Genomic DNA, 17,669 nt, shown 5'->3' with positions numbered 1-17,669 from the left:
CTACGGCTACCGGTAGTCGCGCAGCAGCGCGGTCATGCACTGGGTGCCGAACTCCAGCGCCTCGACGGGGATCCGCTCGTCGGCGCGGTGCAGCAGCGTGCGGTACGGGCTCCCCGCCGGCACCTTCATGGGCAGCCAGCCGTAGCAGCGGATGCCCAACCGGGCGAAGAAGCCGGCGTCGGTGGAGGCCGGCGACATCATCGGCAGCGGCACGGCGTCCGCGTCGGCCTTGCGGGTGATGTCGGCCAGTGTCTCGTAGAAGCCGCCGAACTCGGGCTCCGGGATCCGGCTCTGGTCCACGGAGAAGCCTTCCACCAGCAGTTCCAGTGGCAGGTCGGGGCCGATCAGCGCCCGCAGTTCGGAGACGAACTCATCCCTGGTGTGGTCGCCGGGCAGGATGCGGCCGTCCAGGTCGACGGTGATCTCGCCCGGCACCACGTTGATCTTGTCGCCGGCCCGGACGATCGTGGGGTTCACCGTGTTGCGCAGCAGGGAGTCGATCTGCAGCGCCTGGTCCGCCGGCAGTCCGGCCGGGGGCGCGTCACCGTCGTCGTCCCGTACCGCGAGCAGCCGGCCGGCGAGCGGCTCGGGCAGGTGTCCGGCCAGTTCGGTCAGCATGCGGTGGGCGGCGGGCTCGAGGTGCCGTGGCAGCCGCACGCCGCTCAGGGCGGTCAGCAGATGTCCGAGCTGCCGCATCGGGGTCTGCGGCGGTGCCAGGCGGGAGGCGTGGCCACCGGGGCCCCGCAGCGTCACCCGGAACCAGCAGGCGCGTTTCTCCGCGACGACGATCGGATGGAAGCGCCGCCCGCCGAGTTCGATGCCCGCTCCGCCCTCCTCGCCCAGCGCGTACCGGATCCCGGTGAACAGCTCGGGATGCTCGCGGGTCAGCCACCTGGCTCCGGCGATGCTGCCGTGCTCCTCGTCGGCGACCACCGCGAGGACGACGTCTCCGGCCGGCCGCTGCCCCGCCTCGTGCAGGCGGGCCAGCGACGACACCATCATCGCCAGGCCGCCCTTCATGTCGACGGAACCGCGGCCCCACACCTCGCCGTCGACCAGCCTGGCTTCGAAGGGCGGATGCTGCCAGTCCTGGCCGGTGACCGGCACGACGTCGGAATGCCCGTGCAGGAGCAGCGGCGGGGCCGCGCCGCGCCCGGGGAACCGTACGATCAGATTCGCCCGGTCCCGACTCGGGCCCAGGACCTTGATGTCCAGGTCGTCCCGGTGGGCGAACCGGTTGATCAGGTACTCGACGCAGGCGATCTCGTTGCCGGGCGGGTTGGTGGTGTCGATGCGGATGAGGTCCTGGAGCAGCGGCACCGGGTTCGCGAGGGTGTTCATGGGTCACTCCGAGGTCGGGTCGTGCGCCGCGGCCAGCAACCGGGCCGCTTCCAGGCGCAGTTGGGTCGGGCTGCCGAGCCGCACGGAGTCCACGGCGGCGCACCGGTAGAACACGGAGACGTCGTACTCCTCCGTGAGTCCGGCGGCGCCGTGCAGGTGTACCGCCTCCGCCGTGGCCTCGCGGGCCAGGTCGGCGGCGAGGAAGAGGGCCTGCGCGGCGGTCAGCCGGATGTCCGCGCCGCTGTCCGCGTCGGAGGCCACCGCGTGCACCATGCTGCTCACGGCGGTGGCCTCGGCGGCCAGGGCGGCGAGCCGGAAGGCGGGCGCCTGCTGCTTGGCCAGCGGGCGGTCGAAGGCCGAGCGCTGCTGCAGCCTGTCGACCGTGAGTTCCAGCGCGCCGCGGGTCAGACCGGTCAGATAGGCGGCCTGCTGGAGCCGCCCGCGGGCCAGGGCGGCAGGGTAGTGCGGCCCCGCGGGGATCAGTCCGTCGGTGACCGCTGCCACGCCGTCGAGGGTGGCCCGGTAGAGGTCCCCGCGCCCGATGTCGTCCTGGCGGTGGAGGCGCACGCCGGGCTCGTCGGCGGGCACCAGCGCGTGTCCGTCCGCTCCGATCACCAGCAGGTGGTCCGCCTCGGCGGCGAAGGCGACGAAGCGCCGGGTACCGCTGACCAGGCCGCGTCCCCGGTCGAGCACGAGGGACACGGGCACACCCGGCTCGTCCGCGGCCTGTTCCCGGACGGCGAGCGCGCAGGTCCGCTCCCCCGACGCGATCGAGGCGAGCAGCGTGTCATGACGGCCGTCGGCCGCCAGCAGGTCGGCCGCGATCATCGTGTCCAGGTACGGGCTCTGATAGAGCGCGGGTCCCATCAGCTCGGCCGCGTGCACCCGGCGCGCCATGGCGTCGGCCGGTCCCCCGAGCCGGGGCGGCAGCGCCGGGCGCAGGCCGTCGAGTTCGGCGAGGGTGGACCACACGCCCCGGCGGACCTCGGTGTCCTCCTCGTCCGGCGGTACCGGCCCGGCTCCCTTGGCCCGGGCTCCGAGCCGACGCAGGACCGGGTTGAGTTCCTCGTGGAAGAGTTCGGCGACGTTCACAGCAGACCCAGTCCGTTGGTCGCGATGAGATAGAGCATGATCTCGGAGGTGCCCGACGCCAGGCGGTGGGCGGGTCCGAGGCGGTAGTTGGCTTCCAGCAGCCCCTGGGCGGGCGCTTCCCCGTCCCAGGCGGAGAGCACACCGCCGGCGCCCTCCAGCTCCATGCCGGCGCGCAGGATGGGCCGGAACTGCTCACTCGCGTACCACTTCGACATCGCCGAGGTGACCGGGTCGGCGCGGTCGGCGGCCAGGTTGCCGACCATCTCCCAGGCCAGGGAGCGGGCGGCCCGCAACCTGGCGTCCAGTTCGACCAGTTGCAGGGCGTACGCCGGATCGGTGAGCCGTCCCGTCTCGGCGGCCCGCCGGATGATCAGATCGAGCAGCCGTCGTGCCTTGCCGTGGAAGTCGATGCCGGTGCGCTCGAGCTGGAGCAGTTCGTTGAGCTGCCACCAGCCCTCGTCGACGGTGCCGACGACGTCCGCCGCGGTGAGCCGTACTCCGTCGATCACCACCAGGTTGAAGCGGTCGTTCTGGATGCTCGGCACCGGTTCGACGTGCACGCCGGGGGACCTTGCCGGCAGCAGGAACAGGGTGATCCCGTGCATGCCGACCGCCCCGTCGGTGGTGCGGGCGGCGCACAGCGAGAAGTCGGCGAACTGGGTCTTCATGTTGAAGACCTTGGTGCCGTACAGCCGCCAGCCGTCGCCGTCGCGCTCTGCCCGGGTACGCAGCGCGGACAGGTCGGAGCCCGCCTCGGGTTCCGTGAACAGCACGCTGGCGGTCTGCTCGCCGCGGGCGAGTCCGGGCAGATACCGGCGCTGCTGTTCCTCGGTGCCGGCCTTGAGCAGGAACATGCCGACGATGTCGATGCTCAGGACGTGTACGTCGTCGGGCACTCCGGCCAGCGTCATCTCCTCGGTGACCACCGCCGCCTCCGGCGCGCCGAGGCCGAGGCCGCCGTAGGCGACCGGCCAGTTCGGGGCCAGCCATCCGCGCTCGCCGAGCAGCCGGTAGAGGTCGAGACGCGCGGCCTCCTCGTCGGGCCGGTGTCCGGCGACGGCCGCGAGGGTGCGCCGGGCCTCGGGGCCGCGGAAGAACCGGCGCACCTCCTGCCGGAAGGTGTCGTGGTCGAGGGCGGCCGGTGGTGCGGAGCTCGTCACGGGGTCTCCTCCAGGTGGGCGAGCATCGCCGACAGTTCGTCGTCGGACGTCTCCTCCAGCTCGCTCGTCTCCACGAGTTCGGCGAGTTCGGCGATGGTGGTCCGGACGAACAGCTCCCGCAGCTCCACCTCCACACCGAACGCCGTGCGGATCCGGGAGGCCAGCTGGGTCACCTTGAGCGAGTTGCCGCCGACCGCGAAGAAGCTGTCGTTCACGTCGATCTCGAGCGTCCCGTCGAGCAGCTCACGCCAGATCTCGGCGAGCATCAGCTCGGTCCGGGTGCTGGGCGGTACGGCCCTGCGGACGGCGGCCGTACCGGGTTCGGGCAGCCGCGTGCGGTCCAGCTTCCCGCTGCTCGCCCGGGGCAGCTCGGGCAGTTCCACGAAGGTCGCGGGGACCAGGTGGGCGGGCAGCCGTCCGGTCAGATGCCGCCGCAACTCCTCGGGCGTGACCTGCCGGCCTGCGGTGACGGTCACGTAGCACACCAGGCGGGCGTCGGCACCGGATCCCGAGGCGATCACCACGGCCTCGTCGACGGCGTCGTGGCTCTGCACCGCGTGCTCGATCTCGCCGGGTTCGACGCGCAGTCCTCGGATCTTGATCTGGTTGTCCACCCGGCCGAGGAAGACGAGGTTGCCGTCGCTCCGCCGGACCACGAGGTCCCCGGTGCGGTACAGCCTGGCTCCCGGGGCGCCGAAGGGGTCGGGCACGAAGCGCTCGGCGGTGAGACCGGGTTGGTGGGCGTATCCGCGGGCGACTCCGACGCCGCCGACGAGCAGCTCGCCGGGGACGCCGTCCGGCACCGGGTTGCCGTACCGGTCCACGACGTGGGCCTGGTAGTTCGCCATGGGAGTGCCGATCGGCGGCATGGTGGCGTACGTGCCGTCGGGGCAGAGGTAGTCGATGCAGGCCACGGTGGCCTCGGTCGGGCCGTACCCGTTGTGGAACTCGCGCCCCGGGATGTTCCAGCGGTTCACCAGCTCGCCCGGGAACGCCTCGAGCCCCACGAACAGGGCGCGCAGGTCGGGGAAGGTGTCCTCGTCCAGCAGTCCGAGGACGGCCGGCGGCAGATCGGTGACCGTGACCCGCTCCGTGCGCATCAGCTCGGCCAGGCGGCCGGGATCCAGCAGGGTCGACTTGGGCGCCTGCACGAGCGCGGCTCCGGAACACAGGCAGCTGAAGAAGTCGAACAGGCTGACGTCGTAGGCCGGGTTGGCGAACTGCAGCACCCGGTCGCCCGCTCCGAGAGCGAACATGTCGATGCTCGCCCGGGTGAAGTTGACGATGCTCCGGTGCTCGACCTGGACGCCCTTGGGCTTCCCGGTGGAGCCGGACGTGAAGATCAGGTAGGCGAGGTTGTCCGGTCGCACGCCGACGTGCGGCCGCTCGGTGGGCTGCTCGTCGAGGGCGGGATCGTCCACGCAGACGGCGGTGACACCGGCCGGGAGCAGCCTGGCCAGGTCGCGCGTGGTCAGCACGGTCGTGCAGCGTGCCTCGGTCAGGACGCTCTCCCAGCGGGCGGCCGGGTGATCGGGGTCGAGAGGCAGGTAGGCGCCGCCCGCCTTCTGGATGCCGAGGAAGGCCGCGGGCAGCTCGGGGCCGCGGTCGAGCAGGACGGCCACCACGGTCTCGGGACCCGTGCCGGCCCGGCGCAGGGCCCACGCCAGCCGGTTGGCGTCCTGGTCCAGTTCACGGTAGGTGCGGCGGCGACCGGCGAAGGAGGTGGCTTCGGCGTCGGGCGACCGGTCCACCACCGACTCGAACAGTTCGTGCAGGCTTCCGCCCGGTTCGGGGGCGGGGTTGCCGCTCGTCCCGGTCAGTCGTTCGTGCTCCGGCTCGGTGAGCATGGGCAGCCGGCTCAGCGGAAGGTCCGGGTCGGCGGCCACGGCCGACAGGATCCGCTCGTAGTGCCCGAAGAGCCGCTCCACCCGGTCTGCGTCGTAGAGATCGGTGGAGTACTCCGCCCACAGCCGCAGGCCGTCGGGAACCTCGGTGAGCTGGACCGCGAGATCGAACCGGGCGGTGTCGCCGTCCGCGGGATATGCGGCGACCTCGACATCCGCGATCCGGGCCGACTCCACGCCCGCGTGCTGGAGTGTGAAGGACGTCTGGAACAGCGGGTTGCGGCTCGGATCACGTTCGGGGCGCAGCTCGTCGACCAGCCGGCCGAACGGCAGCTCCTGATGGAAGTGAGCGCCGAGGACGGCCTCGTTGGCCCGGGCGAGGAGTTCACGGAACGTCGGGTCGCCGGCCGTGGAGCAGCGCAGCACCACCGTGTTGGCGAAGAAGCCGATCAGCGGCTCGACCTCGGGGCGCTCGCGGCCCGAGAACACCGATCCGAGGACGATGTCGTCCTGGCCGGTGTAGCGATCGCACAGGGCCATGAACGCGGACAGCACCACGGTTAGCAGCGTCACCCGCTCGGTCCGGGCCAGCTGGTTGAGGGCGGTGCGCAGGTCCGGCGGCAGCAGCCGGTCCGTGGTGGCACCGGCCCCGGAGGGGACGGGCGGGCGGGGCCGGTCCGTCGGCAGGTCCAGGGTCGGCAGGCCGGCGAGCCTGCCCTTCCAGTACGCCAGGTGTTCGTCGAGGACGGCTCCGGTGATCCGGCCCCGTTGCCAGACGGCGTAGTCCGCGTACTGCACGGTCAGTTCGGGCAGCTGGGCCGGCGTCCCTGTGTGCTCCGCCTCGTAGAGGTGGAACAACTCGCCGACGAGGACGGGCAGGGACCATCCGTCGCTGGCGATGTGGTGCAGGGCCAGGACGAGCACGTACGCGCGCTCCGCGGTCCGCACCAGATGGGCGCGGAGCACCGGGCCCTTCTCCAGGTCGAACGGCTCCTGGACCAGGCCGAGCAGGAAACCCCTGACCTCTTCGTCGGCGGCGCCCGTCAGGTCCGTCACGGGGAACGGCACGGCGCCCTGGGGCTCTGCGATGTCCTGGTAGGGCACGCCGTCGCGCAGGGGGTAGCGGGTGCGCAGGATCTCGTGCCGGTCGACCAGCGCGTTCAGCGCCCTGCCCAGCGCCGGCTCGTCGAGGTCGGCACGGAGCGACAGGACGATCGGGGCGTTGTAGATCGCCTTTCCGGGGTCCAGCTGGTCGAGGAACCACAGTCGTTGCTGGGTGAACGACAGCGGCAGCTCACGGTCGCGGGCCACCGGGACCACGCGCTCGCCGGTCCCCCGCACGCCGGCGCGCTGGCGTGCGCGCAGGGCGAGCAGGTTCTTACGGGTCTCCGCGAGGCTCTTCCCGCCGTTGTTCGCTGGATTGGACATGTCACAGACTCCCGAGCGTTGCGGTGAACCTGACCGTGGTGCCGACGCCGTCGAGGGCGGCGCTCACCGGGTCGGGGACGCGGCCGTCGGCGATCACCACCGCGCCCACCCCGGCCTCCAGCGCCTCACGGGCGGCCTGCAGCTTCGCGGTCATGCCGCCGTGTACCGCCGCCTCGGTGACCGGCTCGTCCGACAGCTCGATCGCCGGCACCAGGGAACTCTCGTCCGCGGGATCGCGCAGCACGCCCGGCGCGCTGGTCAGCAGCACGAGCCGCACCGGACGGGTGCGGGCCAGCGCACCGGCGATCGCCGCCGCCACCCGGTCCGCGTCCACGTTGACCGGCCCGTCGGCGCCGAGGGCGGGCGGGGAGACGACGGGCAGACAGCCCGCCTCCAGCAGGGTGACCAGCACGGTGGGGTCGACGTCCCGGATACGGCCGCTGTGGTCGTCACGGACGACGACGGTGCGCCCGCCCAGGACGGCACGGTGCGCGGACGTGCGCTTGGCCGTCACCAACCGCGCGTCCATCCCGGTCAGTCCGACCGGCCGGGCGCCGTGCCGGGCCAGCGCGGCCACCAGCGCGGGCTTGACCTTTCCCACCAGCGCCATCAGCAGCACCTCGAGGGTGTCTGGGTCGGTGTAGCGGCTGGACGAGCCGCTCGGCGTGGTCAGCCGGCGCTGCGGTACGCCGAGCCGGTCGGCGAGCCGGTCGAGCTCGACCGCCCCGCCGTGCACCAGGACCGTGCGGCCGGCCGGAAGGCGTGCCAGGTCGCGGCAGATGGCCTCATGGGCGTGGGAGAGCCCGCCGCCGCACTTGACCACCGTGATCTCGTCAGTCATCGAACCACCTCATGCCGGGTGCAGTCCGGGGAAGTCGAGCCCCAGCGACTCGTCCCAGCCCATCCGGATGTTCAGGCACTGCACGGCGTTCCCGGCGCCGCCCTTGACCAGGTTGTCGAGTGCGCCGACCAGGAGCAGCTGGCCGTCGGCGGGATCCAGTGCGAAGCCGACGTCGCAGTAGTTGGAGCCGATCAGGATCTTCGGCTCGGGCAGCCGGTAGTTGCCGCGCTTGTAGGTGACGACGCGGACGAACGGCTCTGCCGCGTAGGCGGCCCGGTAGGCGGCACGTATGTCCGCCTCGGTGAGGTCACGGCTCGCGGTGGCCCGGCAGAGCACCTGGACTCCGCGCACGGCGTCCACCCCGGTGGCCGTCATCCGTACGTCCAGGCCCGTCGCCTGGGCGATCTCGGCCTGGTGCCGATGGTTGAGCGGGGCGAACACCCGCAGCACGCCGCTGCGTTCGGCGTGCAGGTTCATCTCGCCGGCCGAGGCGCCCGATCCGCTGGAGCCGACCCTGCCGTCCACCGTGACCCGCGGTGCCAGCAGCCCGGCGTCGGCCAGCGGCCGCAGGGCCAGGATGGCGGCGGTGGCCATGCAACCGGGCACGCTGACCGAGTCGGCGGTGCGCAGCGCCGACCGGTCGGCCTCGGGCAGCCCTCGGGCAGCCGTCCCGAGGAGTTCCGGGGCGGGATGCTCGCCGTAGAACTCCCGGTACCGGTCGGGGTCGGTGAGGCGCAGGTCCGGGCTGAGGTCGTAGACATGCTTGGCCCGGGCCACCAGCGCGTGACGCTGGTCCGCGTCGGTGCCCATCGAGCCGGTCAGGAACAGTACGTCGCACTCGGGCAGCCGCTCCGGAGCGACATAGGTGAGGTCGACGCGGCCCCGCAGGTTCGGGTGGCTTCCGTCCACCCTTCGGCCGGCCAGCCGGGCCGAGGTGACCGCGGTGACGTCCACCTCCGGGTGTCCGGAGAGGATCCGGAGCAGTTCTCCTCCGATGTAGCCGGCGCCGCCGACGACCCCGACACTGATCACTCGCCCCAGTCCTCCTCGACCTCCGGCGCCACGGCGACGAGCAGAGGATCGAGGGAAATGACCTCGAGTTCGCCCGCGCAATCACCGCATTCGATGATTTCGTTGAGTTCGGGCTTTTCCTTGAGCTCCACGTTCGCGACACATTCAGGGCAGGCCACGATCATTTATTCCTCCACCCATGGGAACGCATTCAACACCTAGAGGCTGTCGAAATCGGGGGCTCGGGGACAGTAGGGGAAACCCCTGACAGGTAGTCCGCCATGGCTTCCAGTGCGTGTTCGTGAGCGGCGACGAGCCGGTTCGAGCGAAGGCGCAGGCCGGCTACGGCACCGTCCCGGTCGGAGCGTGCGGTGGCGACCGCGATCCGCAGCGCCGACCAGTGGTGCGCGACCGCGTCGACGAGCCGGGAGAGTTCCAGCAGACGGCTGTCGCCGAAGCGCCGTCCGGCCAGCTCCAGGAAGGAGGCGTGCAGGCCGGTCACCGCGAGGGCCGGTCCGGCCACGATGAACACCTCGTCCACCACCTCCTCGGTGTCCGGCAGCCGCTCCCACGCGCCGGCGAGGAAGCCGCACAGTCCGGCCAGTCCCGAGGTCCCCGCGTCGTCCGGTGCGGTGAGGCCGCGCAGGTTCCCGGTGATCACCCGGCGGACGAAGCCCGGGTCGAACGGCGGCTGCGCGGACGGGAAGTCCACCTGCAGCCAGCGGTTGCCGATGGGATTGGCGGTGAAGAACATGTCGCGGTCGTGCCGCACCGGATTCCCGGAGTCGCGGGCGGCGGTGAGGGCGTCCAGCGGGATCGCACCCTGGAAGGCCGGCGGCACCGGGTCGGCCACGAGGACCTCCGCCCGTTCGTCGTCGAACCCGTGGACCACCAGCAGGTGGTTGGTGTGCACGTCCCGGTACGCGGGCCGGAACGGCAGGTGGTAGTTGTCCGCGGCGACGGCGACGGCCCGGCCCGCGACCAGCTCGGCGCGCACCTCCTGCCAGCCCTGCTCGGCGTCCGCCGGAGAGTGCCAGCGCGAGCGGATCCCGTGGTAGGGCGCCAGGCCGCTGAACAGCGAGTCGGCGAACCCCGGCAGGTAGTACTCCTCGCGCCGCAGATCGCCCGGGTAGTGGAACCCCCAGGCGGCACCGAGGACCACCACCGGGTCCAGCCCGCGCTGGGCGATCAGCACCCCGGCGGTGGTGTGCAGGCAGTGGCCGAGTTCGTGGCGCCAGGGACGGACCCCGTCCAGTTCAACCCGCACGGCGCACCTCCGTGTCCGTCACCGCGGTGACGGCGAACACGTGCATGGCGGGGTTGTCCGGCAGGCGCAGTGCGACCAGCTCCCCCGGCACGGTCACCGGGATGCGCTGCTGCCAGATGACGGGCCGGTGCCCGTGCTGGGTGTGCCGGGGGTAGCGCAGGCCCTGCGCACGGAACGCCTCCGGTTCACCGAACCAGGCCTCCGTTTCGGGCCAGAAGTCCGACATCCGCAGCCATGCGGTGCGCGCCGCACCGTCGGCGTAGTGCAGCTCCACCTCGTCCTCGGTGCGCCGTTCGGCCGCGCCGAGGAGGTAGAACCAGTCGTAGTGGCCCGGCGGCAGGCTGATCAGCTGCCCGCGGCAGCGGATGTTGTCCCCCTTGCCGGTCGCTCGCGGCGGGAACTCGAATTCCACGCCGCCGACCGTCACCGAGGATCCCGGAGCGGGGAGGTCCTCGGTGGGGAAGGTGTTGCGCCAGATATTGAAGCCGTATTCGTCGCCGGCTTCCGGCTTTCCGATACCGAGATTGTCACAGACAGCCGACACGTCTATGACGGTGCTTATTATTTGGGGATGCACGTGAACCTCATAAGTTCCGTTCCGGGAAAACTGGCCGAATCGGTGTCCCGGGTCATCAGGGACGCCTATGCGGCGGGCGATCTCGTGCCCGGTCTGCCGACCGCCGACGGGGCCCGGTCCCACACCGGCGAACTCCTGGACGACGTCGCCGCCGGACAACTGCTCTGGGTGGCCGAGGTTTCGGGCCGGGTGGTGGGCACCGTGCGGGCCGTGCGCAGCTCCCCGCGCGTCTGGGAGGTGCGGCGCCTGGCCGTCTCCCCGTCGTGCCGGCGCACCGGGGCGGCACGCGTGCTGCTGCGGCGTCTGGAGGCCGAGGCACGGGCGTGCGGCGTGTCCCGGGTGGCACTCGACGCGGTGGTGGAGCGGGGCAATCCGGCGTTCTACGCCCGCGTCGGATACCGCACCGTGCGGCACTTCCCGGCCGGCGACAAACCGCTGTCCGAGGTGCGGATGGAGCGGGAGCTGCGCGCGGAGCCGACGCCGGTCGCGCACGACACCGCTCCGGCCGGTCCCGGTCTGCTGGTCGAGTGGCGGGCGGCACCCGGGGGGACCGTCTGCCGCCCCCGGCTCCTGTCGGGCCACGAAGCCCCGGTCTCCGGCACCACCGGCTCGCTGGGAGCCGACTTCTGGCCGTCCGCCGGCGCCGCACCCCTGCGCCTCGTGCACAGCACCCTGGTGGGCGAGGGCGAGCCGGCCGGCAGCGGCGAGGTGTTCTTCGACCGGCCCGCGTCCCGCATCGCCGCCTTCCGCACACCGCGGCAGGCCCACCCCGAGCTGCTGGCCTGGTGGCGCAGTCCGGCCGTGCGCCACCAGGCCGAGGCCGGAAGGTGACGGGATCACCCCTGCCGCCGGGCGATGTCGCGAGCCGCCTCCGCGATCCGCTCCGGACTCACTCCGGCGTGCTCCAGCAGGCTCCGCTCGTCGGCGACGAAGTCGAGGTAGCCGTCCGGCACCCCGATGCGACGCACGGGGCACGGATGGTCCTCCGCGACCGCCTCGCACACGGCGGCTCCCAGCCCGCCGACCCGCACGTGGTCCTCCACCGTGACCAGGCCCCCGGTCTCCCGGGCCGCGCGCCCCAGTGCCGCCGTGTCGAGCGGCTTGATCGTGTGCATGTTCAACACACGGGCACTGAGGCCCTGTCGGGCCAGCAGGTCGGCGGCTTCCAGGGCCATCACCACGGGGTAGGGGCCGGCGGCGACCAGAGTGACGTCGTCGCCCTCCCGCAGCAGGCGTGCCTCGCCGACCCTGAACTCGTACGGCCCCGTGTTGACCAGGGGGGTGCGCGCCCGGCCGAGCCGGAGGAACAGCGGGCCCGGCAGATCGGCCGTGGCCCGCACGGCGGCCTCGGTCTCGGCCGCGTCGCACGGAACGACGACGGTCATGTGTGGCAACGGCCGTATCAGCGCGATGTCCTCGAGGGCGTGATGCGTGGGGCCGTAGTGTCCGGCGGACACCCCCGCGTGCGTCACGACGATGCGGACCGGCAGGTTGTTGCCGGCGACGTCGATCTTCACCTGCTCGGCCGCCCTGCTCGCGGCGAAGCTGGAGATGGTGTTGGCGTAGGGAAGCAGCCCGGAATGGGCCAGGCCCGCGGACACACTCATCAGGTTCGCCTCGGCGATGCCCACGTTGACGTACTGGTCGGGCAGTTCCTGTCCGAATCCGTCCTCCAGACCGCCCATGTCGGAGTCGACGCAGAAGATCCGCGGATCGAGACGGGCCAGGTCGAGCAGGGTGCGGCGGTAGACCTCCCTGCTGGGCACGGCATAGCGCTCGGCCCAGTCCGGCAGGGCCGCCGCGGGGACATCGGTGATCACTTCGCTCATGACTGCCTGCCTGCCCTCAGTCCCGCCCTCGCTCGCTGGTACAGCCGCGGTGTGAGCTGGACGGAGTGGCTCTTCTTCTTTCCTTCGAACAGGGCGACACCGCGCCCCTTGACCGTGCGGGCGATGACCACGGTCGGACGGTCCGGCACCGCGGGCAGAGTGGCGAACACCGCGCGCAGCGCCACGTGGTCGTGACCGTCCACCTCGACGGCGTGCCAGCCGAAGCTGCGCCATCGCTCGGCCAGCGGCTCCAGCGCGACGCAGTCCTCGGTGTCCCCGGTGATCTGCAGACCGTTGCGGTCCACCACCGCGACCAGGTTGTCCAGCCGGTACTGGGCGGCCAGCATCGCTGCCTCCCACACGGAACCTTCCTGCAGTTCACCGTCGCCGAGCAGCACGAAGGCGCGGCTGTCGCGCCCGAGCCGGCGCATCGCCAGCGCGACACCGGCGCCCAGCGAAAGCCCGTGGCCGAGCGACCCGGTGGGGAACTCCACCCCCGGCAGCCTGCCCAGGGGGTGGCCCGCCAGGCGGCTGCCGTGCTGGGTGTACGTCTCCAGTTCCTCGGGCTCGATGACGCCGGTCTCGGCCAGCACCGCGTACAGCGCGGGCGCGGCGTGTCCCTTGCTGAGCACGAACCGGTCGCGTCCGGGCCAGTCGGGCTCGTCGGGCCGCAGCCGCAGCACCTCCGTGTACAGGTGCACCAGGACGTCGGTGCAGGACAGGCTGCCGCCGATGTGCGCACCGTGCTCGGACGCGCCCATGCGCAGCACGTGCTCCCGCACCCGGTAGGCACGGTCGGCCAGTGCCTGGTCGGACGCGACGGCGGTCCGCTCCGTTCCGGCGCTCATCGGGCCGCTCCGCTCATCACCCGGTGCCACGGCGGCCGGTGGTCCATCGCGGCCGCCGCAGGGGCCAGTTCGTCCAGTCGGTCCCACACCTTCTCGAAGGCACGCACGACGAGATCGAGCACCGGCTCGCAGCGCGGGTTCAGATGCCAGCGCTGCAGGGTGACCGAGTCGTCGATCACCGCCAGGCTGACCTCGTAGGAGGTGATCGGTACCCCCAGGTCACGGAAGGCGGGCTGCCCCGGCAGCGGCACCACCTGGTAGGGCTGCACCGGAACGCCCTCGGCACGCAGCGCCCGCTGCACCGTCGCCCGGAACGCGCCGGCCGTCAGCACGGGGAAGCCCGCGGCGACCGGATCGAAGCGCAGCCGCAGGATGTGCCACGCGTGCGTGCGGTCCTCCGGACAGGTCGGCACCGTCACCCCGGGCAGTTCGCCGAGTCTGCCGAGAAAGCGCCGTACCACCCGGTCGCGGGCGGCCGAGTCGACGTCCAGGCGGCTCAGCTGGCACCGGGTGAAGGCGGCCTGCACCGCACTCATCTTCTCGTTGCCGGCCGGCAGCCGTGAGATGTAGTCGCGTTCCCTGCCGGACCGCAGGTCCTCGCCGAACTGGCGATACAGCACCACCCGTTCGTGCAGTTCCTCGTCGTCGGTGGTCACCAGGCCGCCCTCGCCGCAGGTCGGCAGGTTCTTCACGACGTTCAGGCTCACGGCGTTGATGTCGCCGATCGAGCCGGTCCGCCGCCCGCGGTAGGCGGCGCCCTGGGCCTGGGCCGCATCCTCGATCAGGTGCAGGCCGTGTCGCTCGGCCAGCGCGCGCAGCGCGGCCATGTCACAGGGCAGCCCGTGCAGATGTACCGCGATGACGGCCCTGGTCCGGCCGGTCACCGCCTTCTCCGCCGCGATCGGGTCCATGGTGTACGTGACCGGGTCGATGTCGACGAACACCGGTACGAGGCGACGCTGGATGACCGGCACCGCGGTGCCGATGAACGTCAGGGCGGGTACCAGGACTTCGGAACCCGGCTCGATGTCCAGTGCCGCCAGGGACAGTTCGAGCGCCGCGGTGCCGTTGGCGACCGCGGCACAGTGGGCGGTGCCGACGTACCGCGCCCATTCCTGCTGCAGTGCACTGACCTCGCCGCGGCCGGCGTCGTTGGAGGTGAACAGGCCCCGGTCCAGGACCCCGCGCAGCGCTTCGTGCTCCCGGTCCGTCACCACGGGCCAGCCGACCAGTTCCTTGGTCACGTCCTGTTTGCGGACCACGCGGCTGCCGCCGAACATGGCCAGCTTGACGGCGTCGGTCATGCCCTCGCCCTCGCTTTCCCAGTGCTGTGCCGCGAGACGACCGCGGCCATCGTGCGGACGGTGAGGGCCGGGGCGACCGGGAGCCGTACGGCCCGAAGTGCCTGTCGGCGCGGTATCGGCAGCCAGACCCGGGTGGGTCCGGCCGGCGGCAGCACGAAGTGCTCGGGGTCGACGCCGTGCTCGTAGTGCAGCCACGCCGTTTCGTCGGTGTCCGCCTCCGCCGGGGCGCTCATCTCGATGCACAGCCAGTCGTAGCGCCCCTCGGGCACCTCGACGAGCTGCCCGGCACAGGGCAGCGGCCCCTCGATCGGGACCGGTACGAACCGGTTCACCGGCCGCCCCACAACTTCAGCTGGCCCAGGACGTAGTCGACGTAGGCGCCGACCAGGTCCACGTCGAGCACCTCGATGGCACCGTGGAACTCCGGCGTGTGGTTGACCTCGTTGACGTAGTACCGGCCGTCGCGGTCCTCGATCACATCCACTCCGAGGACGCCCTCGCCGATCGCGTTGGCCGTGTCCTGCAGCAGCTTGACCAGCTCGTCGGTGAGGGGACAGACCTCAGCCCGGCCTCCGCGCGCGGTGTTGGTGCGCCAGTGGTCGTGCCGCACCTTGTAGATCGCGCCGATGACTTCGCCGCCGAACACGTAGGCCTTGATGTCCCGGTCGGGCTTGTCGACGTACTGCTGGACGAAGGTGATCTGGTGCTGCGGCCCGGACAGCGCGGCCCGGTGCTCCAGCAGCGCCTCGGCCTGCTCGTGATCGTGCATCCGTGCGGCCAGCCGGCCCCAGGACCCGGTGAGCGGCTTGACCACCGCCGGGTATCCGAAGTCGTCCAGCTCGTCGAGCACGGCGTCCGGTGTCAGTCCCGCCAGGGCGCGGATCGTGGGCAGCCCGCCGTCGCGCAGTGCCAGCGTGGTGAGCAGCTTGTCACCGCACAGACCGATGATCTGCGAGCTGTTGACGACCGGGACTCCGGCGTGCTCGAGGAGCCGGCCGGCGTAGAGGTTCCTGGTGTGGGAGATCTCCCTGCTGAGCGCTCCCCCGTACGGCAGCCGCAGCGGCTCCCCGTTGTCCAGGCGCACCACGAACTTCCGTACATCGATCTGGTCGAAGTCGATGTCCCGCTTGCGCAGCTCAGCGAGGAGCAGCCGCTCCTCCAGCCGCACTCTCGACGTGAGGACGGCCAGCTTCTTGGCTTCTGCGGTCACGATCTGACGCTCCCTTTCCCGTCTGCGCGGCGTCCTGGTGAGCCGGAGCAGAGCGCAGCGAATCGACGAGTCGTGGCAGCGCATCGGTCAGCACATCGATGGCAGCCAGGTACTCGGGTATCTCGATGTGTTCGTCGTCGCTGTGACAGAGCCGGGAGTTGCCGGGCCCGTAGGCGGCCGTCGGCACCGGCCAGTACTGCGCGACCACGTTCCAGTCGGAGGTGCCGAGCTTGAGCTTGGGCACGGGGCGTGCGCCCCTGCGGGACAGGGCCGCGCCCAGGGCCCGCACCACGGGGTTCGTACGGGAGGCACGCACGGCCGGCACCTCCTCGATCACGGTGACCCGGCTGCCGGGCACGGCCGCGAGCCAGGACGTCAGGGCGGGGGCGTCGAAGCCGAGCGGGGTCCGGCAGGAGATGTCGAGCGCGGCCCGCTCCAGGTCCGCGGTCATCCCCACGAGGGTGGGCAGGGCGCGTTCGAACAGCGGTGCGTCCTCGTGGTCCGGGGCGAGTTCCGCGCGCAGCATCTGCCAGAAGGCGAACGCCGCCTCGGCCGCGGTCGGCTGGTCGGAGCTGGTGTGGGCCGGCGGCTGGGTGAACTCCATCCGGAACCGGAAGACGCCCTTGTAGCCGATCCCGATGGAGTGCACGCCGCTGGGTTCGCCGATGATGAGGGCGTCGGGGGCGCTGCGGTGCAGGAGATGTCGGGCACCGTGCGAGGTGGCCTCCTCCCCGACCGCGCCGATCACGACCAGGCGTCCCTGGATCCGGTCCGCCAGCCGGGCCGCGGCACAGATCATCGTGGCCAGGGAGCCCTTGGCGTCGACCGAGCCCCGCCCGGTGAGCACGTCGTCGTCCAGTCGCACCGGCAGGGTGCCGGGGACCGTGTCGATGTGGCCGAGCATCAGGATCTCGGGTCCGTCCGGATCGCCGACCTCACCGTGCACGTTGCCGACCGCGTCGACGTGTGTGTCGAAGCCGGCCGCCGCCATCCGCTCGGTCAGCAGACCGGCCAGCTCCGCCTCCTGCCCCGAGAAGGACGGGACGGCCACCATGGCGCGCAGCAGCTCGATCTCGTCCGCGCCGGCCGGCCGGGTCATGCGTCGCTGCCGAAGGGGTTGATGTCGACCAGCAGCATGTCCCGGATTCCCGTCTCGCCCACCGCCTCGGTCGGGGAGACCTCGTGGGTGACGAGCCGGTCGTCGACGAAGATCGAGTCCATGGGTTCGGTCAGGGTCAGCCGCACCGCCTCACCGCTGTCCGGGTACACCGTCGACTCGCCGCCGACACAACCGTCCCGGCGGATCAGGTGCATGCCGATGTAGTTGTGCCCGTCCCGGTGCCGGCCCTCAGGTGTCGGCAGGCCGTGTTCACCGGCGTGGGCCACCATACGGATCTGGTGGATTCCCACTTCCCAGCTCCGTTGCCCCGTGATGCTGCGCGCCAGGTCGGTGTCGAAGCCCACCAGGGCGGTCATCGCCGGGTGCAGCAGGGCCTCTTCCGCGGCCGGTGCGAACTCCCGGTCCGCGCCTTTCCAGAGCGGGATCCCGTCCTGCCGGAAGGTCTTGTGGGGCAGGATCTCGAACTCGGTTCCGCCATCGCCGATCTCGACACGCAGCCGGCCGTATCGGCGGTGGCGGTACCGTCCGCCGTCGTGCAGGGTCGTGTCGAGCGGAAGGTCGGACCAGAACCGGGCGAACGCGATGAACTCGTTCTCCGGCAGCAGCGGGCGCAGCTGTGCGCCCGGCAGGATCGCGAAGCCTTCCTGGACCGTTTCCTCCGCGAGTCCCTTCATCCGTTCCTCCATGAAGTCGCTCGCGGCCGCGCCGAAGGCCCCCATACATCCCTCCGCTGGATCGAAACCTGTTGTGATGCCGGGCCCGTTGTGGGTCGTGACGGCCACCAGAGTCTGCGACCA

The 17,669-nt window shown here is 71.7% G+C and carries 17 protein-coding genes; 1 reads left to right on the top strand and 16 read right to left on the bottom strand.

What is annotated here, in order from left to right; all coding sequences use genetic code 11:
- Positions 1–6 precede the first annotated feature (6 nt).
- The 9 genes from ABZ471_RS11110 to ABZ471_RS11070 are packed head-to-tail and all read right to left on the bottom strand — an operon-like array spanning position 7 to position 10,528.
- On the bottom strand, positions 7–1,341 hold the full coding sequence (locus tag ABZ471_RS11110) for a M20/M25/M40 family metallo-hydrolase (RefSeq protein WP_359064814.1): 1,335 nt from the start codon (positions 1,339–1,341) through the stop codon (positions 7–9).
- A gap of 3 nt (positions 1,342–1,344) precedes the next feature.
- Positions 1,345–2,433: an acyl-CoA dehydrogenase family protein gene (locus tag ABZ471_RS11105; RefSeq protein WP_359064812.1), complete on the bottom strand. Its 1,089-nt coding sequence runs from the start codon at positions 2,431–2,433 to the stop codon at positions 1,345–1,347.
- Positions 2,430–3,593, bottom strand: a complete 1,164-nt coding sequence (locus ABZ471_RS11100) for an acyl-CoA dehydrogenase family protein (RefSeq protein WP_359064810.1) — start codon at positions 3,591–3,593, stop codon at positions 2,430–2,432. Before ABZ471_RS11100 ends, ABZ471_RS11105 begins: the two co-directional genes overlap by 4 nt.
- A complete protein-coding gene (locus tag ABZ471_RS11095) occupies positions 3,590–6,865 on the bottom strand; it encodes an amino acid adenylation domain-containing protein (RefSeq protein ID WP_359064808.1) in 3,276 nt (1,091 codons plus the stop codon). Before ABZ471_RS11095 ends, ABZ471_RS11100 begins: the two co-directional genes overlap by 4 nt.
- Before the next feature lies 1 nt (position 6,866).
- Entirely contained in the window at positions 6,867–7,706 is an 840-nt protein-coding gene (locus ABZ471_RS11090; RefSeq protein ID WP_359064806.1) for a [LysW]-aminoadipate kinase, read from the bottom strand.
- A 9-nt stretch (positions 7,707–7,715) separates the two neighbouring features.
- Entirely contained in the window at positions 7,716–8,738 is a 1,023-nt protein-coding gene (argC, locus tag ABZ471_RS11085; protein ID WP_359064804.1) for an N-acetyl-gamma-glutamyl-phosphate reductase, read from the bottom strand.
- Entirely contained in the window at positions 8,735–8,902 is a 168-nt protein-coding gene (gene lysW / locus ABZ471_RS11080) for a lysine biosynthesis protein LysW (protein WP_359064802.1), read from the bottom strand. The genes argC and lysW overlap by 4 nt, the downstream gene beginning before the upstream one ends.
- A gap of 26 nt (positions 8,903–8,928) precedes the next feature.
- A complete protein-coding gene (locus ABZ471_RS11075) occupies positions 8,929–9,984 on the bottom strand; it encodes a BtrH N-terminal domain-containing protein (protein WP_359064800.1) in 1,056 nt (351 codons plus the stop codon).
- Positions 9,974–10,528 carry a hypothetical protein gene (locus tag ABZ471_RS11070; RefSeq protein ID WP_359064798.1) on the bottom strand — a complete coding sequence of 185 codons (555 nt, stop codon included), beginning with the start codon at positions 10,526–10,528 and terminating at the stop codon, positions 9,974–9,976. Before ABZ471_RS11070 ends, ABZ471_RS11075 begins: the two co-directional genes overlap by 11 nt.
- A gap of 27 nt (positions 10,529–10,555) precedes the next feature.
- On the opposite strand from ABZ471_RS11070, the gene ABZ471_RS11065 reads away from it, so the two are divergent.
- Positions 10,556–11,392, top strand: coding sequence for a GNAT family N-acetyltransferase (locus ABZ471_RS11065; RefSeq protein WP_359064796.1), 837 nt, complete (start codon positions 10,556–10,558; stop codon positions 11,390–11,392).
- A gap of 5 nt (positions 11,393–11,397) precedes the next feature.
- Here the strand turns inward: ABZ471_RS11065 and ABZ471_RS11060 are convergent, their stop codons facing one another.
- Genes ABZ471_RS11060 through ABZ471_RS11030 form a run of 7 tightly spaced genes read right to left on the bottom strand, consistent with a single transcriptional unit; the run spans position 11,398 to position 17,654 of the window.
- Positions 11,398–12,390, bottom strand: a complete 993-nt coding sequence (locus tag ABZ471_RS11060) for a transketolase C-terminal domain-containing protein (protein ID WP_359064794.1) — start codon at positions 12,388–12,390, stop codon at positions 11,398–11,400.
- Positions 12,387–13,238 (bottom strand): transketolase, encoded by an 852-nt coding sequence (locus tag ABZ471_RS11055; protein ID WP_359064792.1) that lies wholly within the window; start codon positions 13,236–13,238, stop codon positions 12,387–12,389. Before ABZ471_RS11055 ends, ABZ471_RS11060 begins: the two co-directional genes overlap by 4 nt.
- On the bottom strand, positions 13,235–14,542 hold the full coding sequence (locus tag ABZ471_RS11050; protein WP_359064790.1) for a DegT/DnrJ/EryC1/StrS family aminotransferase: 1,308 nt from the start codon (positions 14,540–14,542) through the stop codon (positions 13,235–13,237). Before ABZ471_RS11050 ends, ABZ471_RS11055 begins: the two co-directional genes overlap by 4 nt.
- Complete coding sequence (locus ABZ471_RS11045; RefSeq protein WP_359064788.1) at positions 14,539–14,874, bottom strand: hypothetical protein; 336 nt, start codon at positions 14,872–14,874, stop codon at positions 14,539–14,541. Before ABZ471_RS11045 ends, ABZ471_RS11050 begins: the two co-directional genes overlap by 4 nt.
- Entirely contained in the window at positions 14,871–15,752 is an 882-nt protein-coding gene (lysX, locus tag ABZ471_RS11040; protein WP_359064786.1) for a lysine biosynthesis protein LysX, read from the bottom strand. Before lysX ends, ABZ471_RS11045 begins: the two co-directional genes overlap by 4 nt.
- Positions 15,679–16,851, bottom strand: coding sequence for a M20/M25/M40 family metallo-hydrolase (locus ABZ471_RS11035; protein WP_359064784.1), 1,173 nt, complete (start codon positions 16,849–16,851; stop codon positions 15,679–15,681). Before ABZ471_RS11035 ends, lysX begins: the two co-directional genes overlap by 74 nt.
- A complete protein-coding gene (locus ABZ471_RS11030; RefSeq protein WP_359064782.1) occupies positions 16,848–17,654 on the bottom strand; it encodes a 2OG-Fe dioxygenase family protein in 807 nt (268 codons plus the stop codon). The genes ABZ471_RS11035 and ABZ471_RS11030 overlap by 4 nt, the downstream gene beginning before the upstream one ends.
- Positions 17,655–17,669: the final 15 nt, after the last annotated feature.

It is taken from the genome of Streptomyces sp. NPDC005728 (genome assembly GCF_040630895.1).
GTDB lineage: Bacteria > Actinomycetota > Actinomycetes > Streptomycetales > Streptomycetaceae > Streptomyces.
The sequence above is the reverse complement of the archived record's forward strand: the minus strand, read 5'-3'. Positions and strand labels throughout refer to the sequence as shown.